Below are 14,710 nucleotides of genomic sequence, written 5' to 3' on the forward strand. Positions count from 1 at the left end.
CAGCCCTCAAGGGCTATGAATTAGATGGCCTGGCGCACATCGCCGCGGGTCAGCGATGGAACCGTGCCGAGCCGGGAACGGTCGGCGGGATTGGTGACTTCAATGGTTAGGACATCGGAAGCATCGACCCAGGTGCCGTCTATATGGCACTGTTGGCGGAATAAAGAGGATCGTTTCAGGCTCATTGGGTAGTCTCGTATGCTCGCGAGTGAAAGGGGGTGAGCAAGTTGTCGGGTGTGCGCCCCTGATAGAGAGCATCCAGGCCGTCTATCAACAGCCAGCCCATGGCATCGCGGGTTTCCTCAGTGGCGCTGCCGATGTGCGGAGAGAGAAATACATTGTCCAGTCCACGGTAACGGGCGTCGATGTCGGGTTCGTTGGCGAATACATCCAGGCCCGCCGCGAACAACCGGCCCGCAGTCAGCGCGTTGATCAATGCCGCGTCTTCCACCAGGTCTCCGCGCGAGATGTTCACCAGTATGGCTCGTGGCGGCAGCAATGCTATGCGGCGTGCATTGATGACGCCTTTCAATTGTGGTGAGCCCGGCGCGGCAATGACCAATACGTCTGCGGCCAGCAAAGCTTCGTCGAGGTCTGCGTGATAGATCGCGCCGGAAGCCTGGCCGGCTGGCAGCGGACGCCGGTTGTGGTAGTGGATTTCCATGCCGAATGCCTGCGCCCGGACAGCGATTTGCCGGCCGATGCGGCCCATGCCGAACACCACCAGACGTTTTCCTTTCAAGCCGATCCCGAGCAATTGCGTGGGGCCCCACCCCGTCCAGTTGCCGCTTCGCACCATACGATCCGCCTCATAGGCGCGGCGGCAGGCATTGAGCATCAGCATCATGGCCACTTCTGCGCAGGCATCGCTTAATACATCGGGCGTGTGCAATACGCCGATACCGAGCGTTCTTGCCGCATGCATGTCGATATGGTCGTACCCTACGGAGAGGGTTGCGACATAGCGCAAAGTGGGAGAAAGTCTGCGCAGAACGCTTTCGGTGATTTGTTCCGTGGCACTGGCGAACAATACCTGCGCCCCCTGTGCGCGGCTTTCGACTTCGTCGGGCGACAAGATGCGGTCGTTCTCGTTGACGCTCAGGTCATAGCGCTGCTTCAAGGCGGCTTCCACATTTTCGGTGAAACGCCGGCATAGGTACGCCCTCGGTTTCCTCTCGCTGCGTGCCATCTTCCACATTCCTTCTTGGTTTTTAGTAATATTAATTTGTAATACAAATTTGTCAATAAATTTTCGGGCTGATAGTATTCAGGCCAACTCCGGCGTGGCTGCATCGCAGAAGCGGCAGGCTGCGGGCATTTGTGGCTTCTGGCCCATAAATAGAAAGATCAAGAGGCGTCCGCTAGGTCATGCAAGAACACAAGCCAGACAGTGAAAGAACACTCTCCGACCAGCTTACGAACGTGCTGGCCAAGGAGATACGCAGCGGCGCGTATCCCGTGAATTCGCGGCTGCCCACCGAAAAATTTATGACGGAGGAGTACGGTGTCAGTCGTACTGTGGTTCGGGAAGTTATTTCGCGCCTGAAGTCTGCAGGCCTGGTGGATACTCGTCAGGGCAGCGGTACAGTGGTGCTGGATCCGTCATCCAGCGACGCATTTCGGTTAGGGCGGCCGGACGAAGATCCTGCCCGTGGCGTCTTGCGCATCATTGAGTTGCGCCGCGGCCTGGAGGCAGAGATGGCCGCGTTGGCGGCAGAGCGGCGCAGTGCGCAGAATATGCTGCGCATCAATCGGGCGCTCCATGAGATTGACAGAGCCGTTGCACTCGGTGGCGATGGTGTGGAGGAAGACCTGGCTTTTCACATTGCTATTGCTCAAGCCACAGGAAACCCACATTACCCGGAACTGCTCGGCATGCTGACGCGGGCACTGAAAGACGCCATACGCGTAACGCGCGGCAATGAGGCGCGCCAAGCCGAGCTTGCCAACGATGTGCGCAACGAACATGAAGCGATACGTGCTGCGATCGAGAAGCAGGACATCGACACGGCAAGGGCTGCAGCATTTCACCACATGCTGAGCACAGCAAGCCGGATTCGGAATGTCGATCTAGAGTATTGGCAGGGTGCTAGCCGGGCCGCCGCAGGCAGGTTGGCGCGTACACGGCTGGCGTCCGAGCTTAGAAGAGGCAAGTGAATTTTCGGCCGCGACGCAATGGGCTCAGATGGGCTATGCCGTGGGTGCGTGTCTAGGCCTACACGCTCGCGGGTCTAAGCGGGCCGCGCGGCTCCGAGCCGCCGCAGATCAACTCACGGAACCTGTGCCCGCGCGGGCGTGCCGCCTTCGCCCAGATCCCAGTACAGCCCGGTCATGATGCCCAGGGCTTCGCGCAGCAGTTCCGGCGGCAGGTGTTCGTTGGGCGCGTGCTGCGAGCATCCAGGGTACGAATGCGGCACCCAGACGGTGCGCAGCCCCAGCACGTCGGTGAATATGTCGTTCGGCAGCGAGCCGCCCAGATTGGGCAGGATGGCCGGCTTCTTGCCGCTGCTGAGGGCGATGGAGTCGGCGGCCCATTGCACCCAAGGATCGTCGGGATCTATGCGCGTGGCCTGGAACAGCACATCGCGCGCTGGCGTGATCTGCACCATAGAGAAGCCGTGGCTGTCCAGGTGGCGGCGCAGCGCCGGCAGGATGTCCTGCGCGTTTATTCCCACTACGAAGCGCAGCTGGCAGCGCGCCCAGGCGCGCGGCGGGATGGCGTTGACGGGGGTTTCAGGGTTGCCGGTCTTGAAGGCCAGCACCTCGAAGGAACACCAGCCGAATACGCGCTCGGCCGGCGACAGGCCGGGTTCGCCCCACCAGGGCTCGATCTGCGGGCCGTCGGGCCCGCCGTCGACCTCGCAGTCGGCCAGGGCCCTGCGCACCGAAGCGGGCAGCTCGGGCGGCACCCATTCGGGGATGCGGATCTGCCCGGTGGGCGAAACGATGCTGGCGATGGCGTGCGCCAGCTGGATGCCGGGGTTGGAGATCAGGCCGCCCCAATTGCCCGAATGGTGGCCGCCGGCGCGCGCCTCGATGGCGAGATCGAAGTTCATGCTGCCGCGCGAACCCAGGAAGATCGTGGGGCGTTCTGGGCTTAGGCGCGGGCCGTCCGAGGCTAGCAGCAGGTCGGCGGCGAAGAGCTCGCGGTTTTCCTGGCAGAGCTCGCGCAGGCCGGGCGAGCCGGTTTCCTCGCCCATTTCTATCAGGTATTTGGCGTTGAAGCCGAGCCGCCCGCGCTGGCCCAGCACGGTCTGCAGGGCTTGCAGATTCACCGAGTGCTGGCCTTTGTTGTCGGCGATGCCGCGGCCGTACCAGCGGCTTTGCCGGGGCGTGAGCTTCCAGGGCGAGAGCCCGTCCTGCCATTCTTTTTCCAGGCCGCGGATCACGTCGCCGTGGCCATAGCCCAGCACGGTGGGCAGGGCGGGATCTTCGATGCGCTGGGCATACAGGAATGGCGCGCGCGCCTTGGCATGCCTGAGCATGCGGCATTCGAAGCCCATGGCCTCGAATGCAGGCCGCATTTCGGTCTCCAGGTATTGCATCAGCACAGGGCCGCGCTCGGGGTTCTGGCTCTCGGTGGGGATGGCGACGCGGCGCGCCAACGTCTGCTGGAAGCCGCCTGTGTCGAAAAACCGGTGGACAGTGGATATGGCTTGTGCGCGTGTCATGGTGGGGTCTGCGCTTCGCTTGCGCGTGCACGATCGATTTGGAAACGGGTTAGCGATGAGTATAGTCCGCGAACCCCGTGGCCTAGGGCCTGTTCACACTAAAGGGGGAACCGCACTGGTGGGCAAATGGGCGCCAGGCTAGGCGCAGGTGAGGCCGCGTGCGGCGCATGGGGCGCCCTATAATGCCCAGCATGGCCGACCCGCGGGGTTTGCCGCTGCGCAAAGGAGAAGCTTCATGAATGCCATCACCTGGATGATGCTGGTGGCCGCATTGCTGCCGCTGGTGGCGGCGGTGCTTGCCAAGGCGGGCGGCAAGGAATACGACAACGAGGATCCCAGGCCGTGGCTGGCGCGCCAGCAGGGCTGGAGGGCGCGTGCCAATGCCGCGCAGGCCAATCTGTTCGAGGGCCTGCCGTTCTTCTATGCGGCCGTGCTGTATGCGCTGCACGGCCGCGCCGACACGACGCACCTGGGCCTGCTGATGCTGGCCTGGCTGGTGCTGCGGGTGGCGCACCTGGCACTGTACATAGGCGGGCGCGGCAGCCTGCGTTCGCTGGCCTGGACACTGAGCCTGCTGGTGAATATCGCCATCCTGTTCGCCTGAGCGCGCCGGGCAGCGGATTCAGCTCAGAGCCCGTAAGGCTATCGATAGATACTGCGTGGACAGCGCCAGGACATCGCCGCGCCAGGCATGCCGGGCATTGCGCGAGTACGCCGGCCCGCGCCGCGGCGTCTTCAGTCCTGGGTTTCCAGCGTGCGGTTGATGTACAGCGCCAGCACGGTGCAGGCCACGCCCGACAGCAGATAGGCGGTGACCGAGACCAGGCCGTAGCGCGACGACAGCGCCAGCGCCACCAGCGGCGCGAAGGCGGCGCCCACCAGCCAGGCGAAGTCCGAAGACAAGGCCGCGCCGGTGTAGCGGAACTGCCGCCTGAAATTGGCGGTGACGGTGCCGGCGGCCTGGCCGTAAGACAGGCCCAGCAGGGTGAAGCCTATCAGTATGAAGGCATCCTGGTGCCTGGTGTCGCCGCCCAGCAGCCAGGGCACGCACAGGCTGAACACGCCGATCAGGCAGGCCAGCAGGCCCAGCGTGGTGCGGCGCCCGATGCGGTCGGCGAGCCAGCCCGAGACGATCATGCCCAGAATGGCCAGGGCCGCGCCGATGATTTCCACTGCAAGTATGGCATCGACCGATTGCGTCGCCTGCAGCGACAGCCACGACAGGGGAAAGATCGTTACCAGGTGGAACAGCGCGTAGCTGGCCAGGCCGGCGAAGGCGCCGATGAAGATGTTGTAGCCCTGCGCCTTGAACATGTGCAGGGTGCCGATGGGCTCCAGGTCTTTTTCTTCGAGCAGGCGGGTGTATTCGTCGGTGACCACCAGGCGCAGGCGCGCGAACAGGGCCACCACGTTGATGGCGAAGGCCACGTAGAACGGATAGCGCCAGCCCCAGTCGAGGAAGTCGTCGGTGTTCAGCGTGCTGCGCAGGTACAGGAAAAGGCCGCCGGCCAGCAGGAAGCCGATGGGCGCCCCCAGCTGGCCCACCATGGCGTACCAGCCGCGCCTGCGCGGCGGCGCGTTCAGCGCCAGCAGCGAGGGCAGGCCGTCCCAGGCGCCGCCATTGGCGACCCCCTGCAGCACGCGGAATATGGCCAGCAGGACGATGGCCGTGACTTGCAGTTCGGCATAGCCGGGCACGAAGGCGATGCCGGCCGTCGCCGTGCCCAGCAGGAACAGGGCGGCCGTCAGCTTGACGCCGCGGCCCCAGTGGCGCTGGATGGTCATGAACAGCGTGGTGCCGAAGGGGCGGGCGATGAACGCCAGCGAGAACAGCGCGAAGGACATCAGCGTGCCGTACAGCGACGGCAGGTAGGGGAAGAACACCTGGGGAAAGACCAGCACCGAGGCGATCCCGTAGACGAAGAAATCGAAGTATTCCGATGCCCGGCCGATGATCACGCCGACGGCGATTTCGCCCGGCGCGACCTTGGAGTGGCCGGCGTGGCCGCCGGTGTCGTAGCGAGCCGCCTGCTGTGCGGCCGCGGAAGAAGATGGGTTGTAGTTCAGCGTATTGCTCGGCATTCTGCCGCCTCCTGTGGAGCCAAATTCCGGCATTTTTCTGCGCCGGGCAGCCCCAAGATGAAACTAGCGTGGGGGCCAGTTTCGCAAGGCTACATCAGCGGCGCGGGATCCCGCCATTGGACAAAATGTCCAATTGTCGCAGTGCAACAACGGCGGTAAGGTCTCACTCTTTCGCGTTCAGGCCCGGTGTCACGCAATGCCTCTACCCAAACCCACACGCAGAATGCTTCTGCTTCCTTTGCTGGCCGCCACGCTGTTGCTGGGCGGCTGCAATGCCGTCTTGCTGTCTCCGTCGGGGGACGTGGCGATCCAGCAGCGCGACTTGATCCTGATCTCGACGGGGCTGATGCTGCTGATCATCGTCCCGGTGATTTTCTTCACGCTGCTGTTTGCCTGGCGCTATCGGGCCTCGAACCCGCGCGACGACTACGACCCCGAATGGAGCCACTCGACCCGCATCGAATTGATGATCTGGGCGGCACCGCTGGTGATCATTATTGCATTGGGCGCGATCACCTGGGTGGGCACCCATAAACTGGATCCCTATCGTCCGCTGGATCGCCTGGCCGCCGGCCACGCCTTGCCTGCCAATCTCGAGCCGCTCGAGGTCGACGTGGTCTCGATGGACTGGAAATGGCTGTTCATCTACCCCGAGCTGGGCGTGGCCACGGTCAACGAGCTGGCCGCGCCGGTCGATCGTCCGCTGCAATTCAAGCTGACTTCCTCGACGGTCATGAATGCCTTCTTCGTGCCCGCGCTGGCCGGCATGATCTACACCATGCCCGGCATGGAAACCCAGCTCAACGCGGTGATCAACAAGGCCGGTACCTACCAGGGCATGTCGGCCAATTACAGCGGCGCCGGCTTTTCCGACATGAACTTCAAGTTCTACGGCATGAGTACGGGCGATTTCGCCAAATGGGTGGCGCAGCTGCGTGGCAACGGCGCCACGCTCGACCGCAAGGCCTACCTGGCGCTGGACAAGCCCAGCCGCCGCGACCCCGTGCGCCGCTACGGCCATGTGGAAGACGGCCTGTACGGCGCGATTCTGAACCGCTGCGTCGATCCCCGGCACATGTGCCTGGATCGCATGTCGGCCATCGACGCGCATGGCGGCAAGGCGTCGTGACCCGCCGCCTCCGCTGATCCGCTGATCGACGACCGATCGCCTGGCGCTGCCGCCATGGACACCCGAAGTGCCTGAACAAGAATGCTGAACCAAAATGCCTGAACAAATCACCAAACTGATATTCGGCCGACTTACGCTGGACGCGATTCCCTACCACGAACCCATCCTGGTGTGGACTTTCTGCTTCGTCGCGCTGGGCGCTGCGGCGCTGCTGGGCGCCATCACCTACTACAAGAAGTGGGGCTACTTGTGGCGCGAATGGTTCACCAGCATCGACCACAAGAAGATCGGCATCATGTATATCGTGCTGGCCGTGGTGATGCTGCTGCGCGGCTTTTCGGACGCCGTCATGATGCGCCTGCAGCAGGCGGTCGCCTTCGGCGGCGACGCGGGCTACCTGCCGCCGCACCACTACGACCAGATCTTCACCGCCCACGGCGTGATCATGATCTTTTTCGTGGCCATGCCGCTGGTCACGGGCCTAATGAACTACATCGTGCCGCTGCAGATCGGCGCGCGCGACGTGGCCTTTCCGTTCCTGAACAACTTCAGTTTCTGGATGACCACCGGCGGCTCGGTGCTGGTGATGTGCTCGCTGTTTGTCGGCGAATTCGCCCGCACCGGCTGGCTGGCCATGCCGCCGCTGTCGGGCCTGCCGCAGAGCCCGGACGTGGGGGTGGACTATTACATATGGGCCTTGCAGGTGGCGGGTATCGGGACGCTGCTGTCGGGCATCAACCTGATGGTCACCATCATCAAGATGCGCGCACCCGGCATGTCGCTGATGAAGATGCCGGTCTTCACCTGGACTTCGCTGTGCACCAATGTGCTGATCGTGGCCGCCTTCCCGGTGCTGACCGCCGTGCTGGCACTGCTGATGCTGGATCGCTACCTGGGCACCAACTTCTTCACGAATGGCCTGGGCGGCAACCCGATGATGTACGTGAACCTGATCTGGATCTGGGGCCACCCCGAGGTGTATATCCTGATCCTGCCCGCCTTCGGCGTGTATTCGGAGGTCGTCTCCACCTACAGCGGCAAGCGCCTGTTCGGCTATACCTCCATGGTGTACGCCACGGTGGTGATCACGGTGCTGTCGTACCTGGTGTGGCTGCATCACTTCTTCACCATGGGTTCGGGCGCCAGCGTCAATTCCTTCTTCGGCATCACCACGATGATCATCTCGATTCCCACCGGGGCGAAGATCTTCAACTGGATGTTCACCATGTACCGCGGCCGCATCCGCTACGACGTGCCGATGCTGTGGACGGTGGGCTTCATGATCACTTTCGTGATCGGCGGCATGACGGGCGTGATGCTGGCAGTGCCGCCCAACGACTTCCTGCTGCACAACAGCCTGTTCCTGGTGGCGCACTTTCACAACGTGATCATCGGCGGCGTGCTGTTCGGCATGATGGCCGGCATCACCTACTGGTTCCCCAAGGCCTTCGGCTTCAAGCTCGATCCGTTCTGGGGCAAATGCTCGTTCTGGTTCTGGTTCATCGGCTTCTACTTCGCCTTCATGCCGCTGTACGTGCTGGGCCTGATGGGCGTGACCCGGCGCCTGAACCACTTCGACGATCCGTCCCTGCAGATCTGGTTCCAGGTCGCCGCCTTCGGCGCCTTGCTGATCGCGCTGGGCATCGCCAGCTTCCTGATCCAGCTCTACGTCAGCTTCCGCCGCCGCGAGCAGCTGCGCGACACCAGCGGCGACCCCTGGAACGGCCGCACGCTGGAATGGTCGACCTCTTCGCCGCCGCCGGCCTACAACTATGCTTTCACGCCACAGGTGCACGACGGCGATGCCTGGTGGCAGATGAAGCAGCGCGGCGCCGCGCGCCCGCTGGACGGCTTCGTGCCCATCCACATGCCCGCCAACACCGGCGCCGGCGTGATCCTGGCCGGCCTGTGCACGGCGCTGGGTTTCGCACTGATCTGGCACATGTGGATCCCGGTGATCGTCCTGGCGGCCGCCGTGCTCGTCGTGGCCATAGGCCATACCTTCAACTACAAGCGCGATTACTACATCCCCGCCGAGGACGTGGCCCGCACCGAAGCCGAACGCACCAGCCTGCTTGCCCAACATGTCTGATACCTACGCCATCCCCAAGCCCGCCGCCGCACCCGGCGCGCTGGACTTCTATGTGAAAGAAGAAACCCACCCGCAGAACGGCACCATGCTGGGCTTCTGGGTGTACCTGATGAGCGATTGCCTCATCTTCGCCTGCCTGTTCGCCACCTACGGCGTGCTGGGCCGCAGCTACGCCGCCGGCCCGACCGGGGCCGATCTGTTCGAGCTGCCCATGGTGGCGCTGAATACCTCGATGCTGCTGCTGTCGTCGATCACCTATGGCTTCGCCATGGTGGTGATGCGCGAGAACCGCCGCGCCGCGGTGCTGGGCTGGCTAGCCATTACCGGCGTGCTGGGTGCGATCTTCATCGGCCTGGAAATCAGCGAATTCCTGCACCTGATCCACATAGGCGCGGGCCCGCAGCGCAGCGCCTTCCTGTCGGCCTTCTTCACGCTGGTCGGTACCCACGGCCTGCACGTCACTTGCGGCATCATCTGGCTGATCACGCTGATGGTGCAGGTGGGCAAGCATGGCCTGATCCCGGAAAACCGCCGCCGCCTGATGTGCCTGTCGATGTTCTGGCACTTCCTGGACGTGGTCTGGATCGGCGTCTTCACCTTTGTCTACCTGATGGGAGTACTGCCATGAGCGCGCCCTCCCATGGGGAGGATGTCGCGCAGCGACAGGAGGGCACACCAATGAGCAGTCATTTTGCAAGCGCGCATGGCCATGAAGGTGGCCACGCCCATCACCACGATCACGACGACGGCGCCGGCCACGGCACTTTCCGCAGCTACCTGGTCGGCTTCGTGCTGGCCGTGATCCTGACCGCGGTGCCGTTCTGGCTGGTGATGGACAAGGTCTTTGCCAGCGCGGGCACCACCGCCATGCTGCTGCTGGGCCTGGGCGCCATCCAGATCATCGTGCACATGATCTACTTCCTGCACATGAACGCCAAATCCGAGGGCGGCTGGAACATGCTGGCGCTGATCTTCACCATCGTGCTGGTGGTCATCACGCTGAGCGGCTCGCTGTGGGTCATGTACCACATGAACGCCAATATGATGCCGTCCATGACGATGCCGCCGGCGGCGATGCCGGCCATGCACGGCATGAAGATGTAATGGCGGCCATGGCGCCGACCGGCCCTGCCGGTGTGCCGGGCCAGGCTCCGGCTTTATATCCGGCGGTGCCCGAGCGCGCCGTTTGCCCGCGGCGCGGTGCCGCCGGCCTGATCGGCCTGGCGCTGCTCGGCCTGCTGCTGTTCAGCCTGTTTTTCGGCCTGGGCACCTGGCAGGTGCAGCGCCGCGCCTGGAAGCTGGATCTGATCGCGCGCGTCGACCGTCGCGTGCACGCCGCGCCCGTGCCTGCTCCGGGGCCGGCCGACTGGGCGCGGGTAAGCGCCGGTGCCGACGAATACCGCCGCGTCACGCTGCAGGGCAGCTGGATCGCTGGCAAGAACACCCTGGTGAAGGCCGTCACGAAGTTCGGCGGCGGCTTCTGGGTGCTGACGCCGCTGCGGCGCGCCGACGGCAGCATCGTGCTGGTCAATCGCGGCTTCGTGCCGGAAGGCCGGCGCAAGGCGGCGCTGCCGCCGCCCGCAGCCGGCGCGGTAAGTGGCTTGCTGCGCATCACCGAGCCCGGCGGCGCATTCCTGCACAAGAATGATCCGGCGGCCGGCCGCTGGTATTCGCGCGACGTGGCGGCCATCGCCGCCGCGCGCGGCTTGCCCGCCGCCCGGGTGGCGCCGTACTTCGTCGATGCCGAGGCGGCCCCGTCCGCCGTCGCCGGCGCGCCGGTCGGCGGCCTGACGGTGATCCACTTCTACAACAACCACCTGGTCTACGCCATTACCTGGTACACCCTGGCGCTGATGGTCGTGGCCGCCGGCTGCTACGTCGTCCGCGACGAGCGCCGCCGCCGGCGCCATCCGCAGGGCGATTTTGAGGGCGGGGAAGAGCGGGGCTTGCCGGGCGATTCCGCAGCGGGCCGGCTGCCCGGGCCCGGGCGCCGCTTGGAAGGCGATCCGCGCAAGGAATAAACTTTGCGCCTATGAGCATTGCGAAGACCGATACCCCAGCCGCGCCGCATGGCGCGGTCGCGCCGGCTCCTGCCTGGCCGTCCGGCGGGCGGCTGCTGGCCGACCGCGGCTCGGATCGCCGCGGCATCGACAATACCGGCCACAAGAATATGCAGCAATTGATCCAGTTGCGCTGGATTGCGGTGCTGGGGCAGTTGGTTACCATCTCGGTGGTTTACCAGGGCTTCCATATTCATCTGCCGCTGGTTCGCATGCTCGCGGTGCTGGGTTGCCTGGTGCTCTTCAATGCCGCCAGCACGCTGCGTCTGCGGCTGCGCCAGGAAGTGGCCAACGGCGAGCTGTTCGCCGCCTTGCTGGTCGATGTGGGGATGCTGACCGCGCAGCTTTATCTCAGCGGCGGCATCACCAACCCCTTCGTATTCCTGTACCTGCTGCAGGTAACGCTGGGGGCGATGCTGCTCGAGTCCTGGAGCATCTGGATCCTGGTGGCGGCGGCCGCCGGCTGCATCGGCGGCCTGGCCTTGAAGGCGCCGCCGCTGTCGCTGCGGCTGGATCACGACAGCGCCATGGCCAGCGTCTATATACAGGGCATGCTGGTGTGTTTCGCCATCAACGCGGTGCTGCTGGTAGTTTTCGTCAGCCGCATCAGCCGCAATCTGCGCGCGCGCGACGCCCACCTGGCCGATTTGCGCCAGCGCGCCGCCGAAGAAGAGCATATCGTACGCATGGGTCTGCTGGCCTCGGGCGCGGCGCATGAGCTGGGCACGCCGCTGGCTACCTTGGCGGTGATCCTGGGCGACTGGCGCCGCATGCCGGCCTTTGCCGGCGATCCCGAGCTGGTGCTGGAAATCGGCGAGATGCAAAGCCAGGTGCTGCGCTGCAAATCCATAGTCGGCAGCATCCTGCTGGCGGCCGGCGAGGCGCGCGGCGAGGCGCCGGTGGAAACCACGGTATGCGTGTTTCTGGATGATCTCGTGGCCGAATGGCGCGCCACCCGGCCCGGCGCCATGCCCATACTCGACTATCGCAACGATTTCGGCCAGGATCTGCGCATTATTTCCGACTCGGCGCTCAAGCAGATGATCTGCAATGTGCTGGATAACGCCCTCGAGGCCTCGCCGGAATATGTCGGCCTGCGCGCCAGCCGCGACGGCGCCGAACTGTGCCTGGACATCACCGACCGGGGGCTGGGCTTCGCTCCCGCCATGCTCGAGCAGGTGGGCAAGCCCTATCAGTCCAGCAAGGGCAGGCCGGGCGGCGGCCTGGGCCTGTTCCTGGTGGTCAACGTGGCCCGCACCCTGGGCGGGCGGGTGCGAGCCGCCAACCTGCCCGAAGGCGGGGCGAAGGTAAGCCTGGCCCTGCCGCTGGCCTCTTTGACGCCGGACGACGAGAACGAGGAAGCGCTCGATGCAAGCTGAGCCCATCAACCCGCAAGGCGCGGGCCGCCTGCTGCTGATCGTCGAGGACGATGCGGCGTTCGCCCGTACCCTGGGCCGTTCTTTCGAGCGGCGCGGCTACACGGTAGTGCACGCTGCCAGCCTGGAAGGCGTGCAGGGCCTGCTGGCCGATCACGCGCCGGCCTATGCCGTGGTGGACTTGAAGCTGCGCGGCGAGGCCAGCGGCCTGGCCTGCGTGCAGGCGCTGCATGCGCACGACGCGGCCATGACCATCGTCGTGCTGACCGGCTTTGCCAGCATCGCCACCGCGGTGGAGGCGATCAAGCTGGGCGCCTGCCATTATCTGGTCAAGCCGTCGAATACGGATGACATCGAGCAGGCCTTCGAGCGCACCGATGGCGACGCCGCCGTCGGCCTCACCGAACGCCCGACTTCCATCAAGACCCTGGAATGGGAACGCATCCACGAAACCCTGGCGCAGACCGGCTTCAATATTTCCGAAACCGCGCGGCGCCTGGGCATGCACCGCCGCACCCTGGCGCGCAAGCTGGAAAAGCAGCGGGTCAAATAATGCCAAGCGGCGGGTCAAGTAATGCCAGGGCTTGTCTGCCCGTACTAAAAGGGGCGCCTCTTTTATTTAATATGGGCGGGCCCTGGAGCAAGCTCGGCCCAAGTGTTTACCGGGTTTTCGCGGCGCTTGCCTGATGCAATGCTTCGCAGCGTGTAAATACTTGAACTGAAAATGCTTGTATGGACGCCCCTGGTGCCATGACCCGACACTAGACCCCCAGGTAGCGGGCCAGCACCTCGGTTTGCCCGGCCAGCGTGGCACTGTCTTTTTCTTCGACCACCTTGCCTTTTTCCAGCACCACGCAGCGGTCGGTATGCGCCAGCACCTTGCGGTAGTTGCGGTCGACGATAAGCGTCGAGACGCCGCTATCGCGTATGGTGCCGATGATGCGCCAGATTTCGGCAATGACCAGCGGGGCCAGGCCTTCGGTGGCTTCGTCCAGAATCAGAAGATCGGGGTTGGTCATGAGCGCCCGGCCTATGGCCAGCATCTGCTGCTCGCCGCCCGACAGCTGCTGGCCGCCGTGGCCCAGCCTTTCGGTCAAGCGCGGGAAGGTTTCCAGCACTCGCTCGTAGGTCCAGTCGCTGCGGCCGTCGAAGCCCGGCCTGGCCGCGACCCGCAGGTTCTCGCGTACATTCAGGTTGGGGAATATGCCGCGCCCCTCGGGCACATAGGCGACCCCCAGGCGCGACACCTGGTGCGGCGCGGCGCGCGTGCAGTTTTTGCCGCGCACGGTGATGCTGCCGCGGGCCGGCCTGACGTGGCCCATGATGCTGCGGATCAGGGTGCTCTTGCCCATGCCGTTGCGCCCCAGCAGGCCGATGGACGTGCCGGCGTCGATGCGCAGGTCGACCCCGTGCAGGATATGGCTTTCGCCGTAATAGGTATGCAGCCCCTCGGCCTGCACCAGCGCCGTCATCGTTTGGCCTCCTGTCGCTGCGCGCCGCCCGGCTCGTGGAGGGAAGCATGCCCTTCGGGCGGCCACGCGAATGCGCTCATTGTTCTTCCCCGAGATAAGCCGTCTGCACCTGCGGGTCGTTGCGGATGGCACCGGGTTCGCCGTGGGCGATGACGCTGCCGTTGACCATGACGGTGATGACGTCGGATATCTTGAAGACCGCGTCCATGTCGTGTTCGACCAGCAGGATGGCCAGGTCGGATTTCAGCGATTCCAGCAGGCCGAGCATGCGTTCGGTTTCTTCGGGCCCCATGCCGGCCAGGGGTTCGTCCAGCAGCAGGATCTGCGGATGCGTGGCCAGGCCCATGGCGATTTCCAGCTGGCGCTTGCCGCCGTGCGACAGCAGGCCGGCGATGCGGGCGGCGTCGCGCGCCAGCCCGGCCAGTTCCAGTGCCCGATCGGCTGCTTCGTTGCTGTAGGCGCAATGCTTGGCGGCGCTGGCCCAGCTCCAGAATTTCTGCTTGTTGGCTTGCGCGGCCAGGCGGCAGTTCTCGTGCACGCTCAGGTTGGGGAATATGGTGGTGCGCTGATAGCTGCGGCCCAGGCCGGCCCGGGCGCGGCGCGGCTGCGGCCAGGCGGTGATATCGGCCTGGTTCATGAAGATCGAGCCCTCGTTGGGAGGTAGCTCGCCCGACAGGATGCTGACCAGGGTCGACTTGCCCGCGCCGTTGGTGCCGATGACGGCATGCACGGCCCCCTGGTGCAGGTCGATGGACACCTTGTCGATGGCGGTAAGGCCGCCGAAGCGGCGCACGATATTTTTTGCAGACAGCAGTACGGTGCCCATGT

At 64.7% G+C, this 14,710-nt stretch carries 15 protein-coding genes; 9 read left to right on the plus strand and 6 right to left on the minus strand.

Annotated features, from left to right (window positions below; genetic code table 11):
- Positions 1–20: 20 nt before the first annotated feature.
- Entirely contained in the window at positions 21–185 is a 165-nt protein-coding gene (locus tag CEY11_RS25195) for a hypothetical protein (protein WP_198958922.1), read from the minus strand.
- A complete protein-coding gene (locus tag CEY11_RS16430; RefSeq protein WP_332888372.1) occupies positions 182–1,198 on the minus strand; it encodes a 2-hydroxyacid dehydrogenase in 1,017 nt (338 codons plus the stop codon). Before CEY11_RS16430 ends, CEY11_RS25195 begins: the two co-directional genes overlap by 4 nt.
- Positions 1,199–1,368: 170 nt before the next feature.
- Here CEY11_RS16430 and CEY11_RS16435 point away from each other — a divergent pair, with 170 nt between their 5' ends.
- The gene (locus tag CEY11_RS16435; protein WP_088604498.1) at positions 1,369–2,157 is read left to right on the plus strand and encodes a FadR/GntR family transcriptional regulator; all 789 of its coding nucleotides are present in this window, start codon (positions 1,369–1,371) and stop codon (positions 2,155–2,157) included.
- Positions 2,158–2,270: 113 nt separating this feature from the next.
- Here CEY11_RS16435 and CEY11_RS16440 read toward each other — a convergent pair whose 3' ends face one another.
- Positions 2,271–3,671, minus strand: a complete 1,401-nt coding sequence (locus tag CEY11_RS16440) for a M20 family metallopeptidase (protein ID WP_088604499.1) — start codon at positions 3,669–3,671, stop codon at positions 2,271–2,273.
- Between the two features lie 235 nt (positions 3,672–3,906).
- Here CEY11_RS16440 and CEY11_RS16445 point away from each other — a divergent pair, with 235 nt between their 5' ends.
- Positions 3,907–4,275 carry an MAPEG family protein gene (locus tag CEY11_RS16445; protein WP_088604500.1) on the plus strand — a complete coding sequence of 123 codons (369 nt, stop codon included), beginning with the start codon at positions 3,907–3,909 and terminating at the stop codon, positions 4,273–4,275.
- A 131-nt stretch (positions 4,276–4,406) separates the two neighbouring features.
- On the opposite strand, the gene CEY11_RS16450 is transcribed toward CEY11_RS16445, so the two are convergent.
- Positions 4,407–5,753 (minus strand): MFS transporter, encoded by a 1,347-nt coding sequence (locus CEY11_RS16450; protein ID WP_088604501.1) that lies wholly within the window; start codon positions 5,751–5,753, stop codon positions 4,407–4,409.
- Positions 5,754–5,976: 223 nt separating this feature from the next.
- Here CEY11_RS16450 and cyoA point away from each other — a divergent pair, with 223 nt between their 5' ends.
- From cyoA to CEY11_RS16485, 7 genes are all read left to right on the plus strand, one after another.
- On the plus strand, positions 5,977–6,882 hold the full coding sequence (gene cyoA / locus CEY11_RS16455; RefSeq protein WP_233154925.1) for a ubiquinol oxidase subunit II: 906 nt from the start codon (positions 5,977–5,979) through the stop codon (positions 6,880–6,882).
- A 94-nt stretch (positions 6,883–6,976) separates the two neighbouring features.
- On the plus strand, positions 6,977–8,974 hold the full coding sequence (cyoB, locus tag CEY11_RS16460; protein WP_088604503.1) for a cytochrome o ubiquinol oxidase subunit I: 1,998 nt from the start codon (positions 6,977–6,979) through the stop codon (positions 8,972–8,974).
- Positions 8,967–9,602 carry a cytochrome o ubiquinol oxidase subunit III gene (gene cyoC / locus CEY11_RS16465; RefSeq protein ID WP_088604504.1) on the plus strand — a complete coding sequence of 212 codons (636 nt, stop codon included), beginning with the start codon at positions 8,967–8,969 and terminating at the stop codon, positions 9,600–9,602. Before cyoB ends, cyoC begins: the two co-directional genes overlap by 8 nt.
- Positions 9,603–9,652: 50 nt before the next feature.
- Complete coding sequence (cyoD, locus tag CEY11_RS16470) at positions 9,653–10,078, plus strand: cytochrome o ubiquinol oxidase subunit IV (RefSeq protein ID WP_088604505.1); 426 nt, start codon at positions 9,653–9,655, stop codon at positions 10,076–10,078.
- A gap of 8 nt (positions 10,079–10,086) precedes the next feature.
- Entirely contained in the window at positions 10,087–10,995 is a 909-nt protein-coding gene (locus CEY11_RS16475) for an SURF1 family protein (RefSeq protein WP_088604676.1), read from the plus strand.
- Between the two features lie 11 nt (positions 10,996–11,006).
- Complete coding sequence (locus tag CEY11_RS16480) at positions 11,007–12,413, plus strand: ATP-binding protein (RefSeq protein ID WP_088604506.1); 1,407 nt, start codon at positions 11,007–11,009, stop codon at positions 12,411–12,413.
- Positions 12,403–12,963, plus strand: coding sequence for a response regulator transcription factor (locus CEY11_RS16485; RefSeq protein WP_088604507.1), 561 nt, complete (start codon positions 12,403–12,405; stop codon positions 12,961–12,963). Before CEY11_RS16480 ends, CEY11_RS16485 begins: the two co-directional genes overlap by 11 nt.
- A 208-nt stretch (positions 12,964–13,171) precedes the next feature.
- Here CEY11_RS16485 and CEY11_RS16490 read toward each other — a convergent pair whose 3' ends face one another.
- Entirely contained in the window at positions 13,172–13,882 is a 711-nt protein-coding gene (locus CEY11_RS16490) for an ABC transporter ATP-binding protein (RefSeq protein WP_088604508.1), read from the minus strand.
- 76 nt (positions 13,883–13,958) lie between these two features.
- On the minus strand, positions 13,959–14,708 hold the full coding sequence (locus CEY11_RS16495; protein WP_088604509.1) for an ABC transporter ATP-binding protein: 750 nt from the start codon (positions 14,706–14,708) through the stop codon (positions 13,959–13,961).
- Positions 14,709–14,710 lie beyond the last annotated feature (2 nt).

It is taken from the genome of Candidimonas nitroreducens (assembly GCF_002209565.1).
Classification (GTDB): Bacteria; Pseudomonadota; Gammaproteobacteria; order Burkholderiales; family Burkholderiaceae_B; genus Candidimonas; species Candidimonas nitroreducens.

Excerpts from the sequence above, each read along its gene's own strand:
- CEY11_RS25195 (WP_198958922.1), bottom strand. The coding sequence starts at position 185 with ATGAGCCTGAAACGATCCTCTTTATTCCGCCAACAGTGCCATATAGAC.
- CEY11_RS16430 (WP_332888372.1), bottom strand. The coding sequence starts at position 1,198 with ATGTGGAAGATGGCACGCAGCGAGAGGAAACCGAGGGCGTACCTATGC.
- CEY11_RS16435 (WP_088604498.1), top strand. The coding sequence starts at position 1,369 with ATGCAAGAACACAAGCCAGACAGTGAAAGAACACTCTCCGACCAGCTT.
- CEY11_RS16440 (WP_088604499.1), bottom strand. The coding sequence starts at position 3,671 with ATGACACGCGCACAAGCCATATCCACTGTCCACCGGTTTTTCGACACA.
- CEY11_RS16445 (WP_088604500.1), top strand. The coding sequence starts at position 3,907 with ATGAATGCCATCACCTGGATGATGCTGGTGGCCGCATTGCTGCCGCTG.
- CEY11_RS16450 (WP_088604501.1), bottom strand. The coding sequence starts at position 5,753 with ATGCCGAGCAATACGCTGAACTACAACCCATCTTCTTCCGCGGCCGCA.
- cyoA (WP_233154925.1), top strand. The coding sequence starts at position 5,977 with ATGCTTCTGCTTCCTTTGCTGGCCGCCACGCTGTTGCTGGGCGGCTGC.
- cyoB (WP_088604503.1), top strand. The coding sequence starts at position 6,977 with ATGCCTGAACAAATCACCAAACTGATATTCGGCCGACTTACGCTGGAC.
- cyoC (WP_088604504.1), top strand. The coding sequence starts at position 8,967 with ATGTCTGATACCTACGCCATCCCCAAGCCCGCCGCCGCACCCGGCGCG.
- cyoD (WP_088604505.1), top strand. The coding sequence starts at position 9,653 with ATGAGCAGTCATTTTGCAAGCGCGCATGGCCATGAAGGTGGCCACGCC.
- CEY11_RS16475 (WP_088604676.1), top strand. The coding sequence starts at position 10,087 with ATGGCGCCGACCGGCCCTGCCGGTGTGCCGGGCCAGGCTCCGGCTTTA.
- CEY11_RS16480 (WP_088604506.1), top strand. The coding sequence starts at position 11,007 with ATGAGCATTGCGAAGACCGATACCCCAGCCGCGCCGCATGGCGCGGTC.
- CEY11_RS16485 (WP_088604507.1), top strand. The coding sequence starts at position 12,403 with ATGCAAGCTGAGCCCATCAACCCGCAAGGCGCGGGCCGCCTGCTGCTG.
- CEY11_RS16490 (WP_088604508.1), bottom strand. The coding sequence starts at position 13,882 with ATGACGGCGCTGGTGCAGGCCGAGGGGCTGCATACCTATTACGGCGAA.
- CEY11_RS16495 (WP_088604509.1), bottom strand. The coding sequence starts at position 14,708 with ATGGGCACCGTACTGCTGTCTGCAAAAAATATCGTGCGCCGCTTCGGC.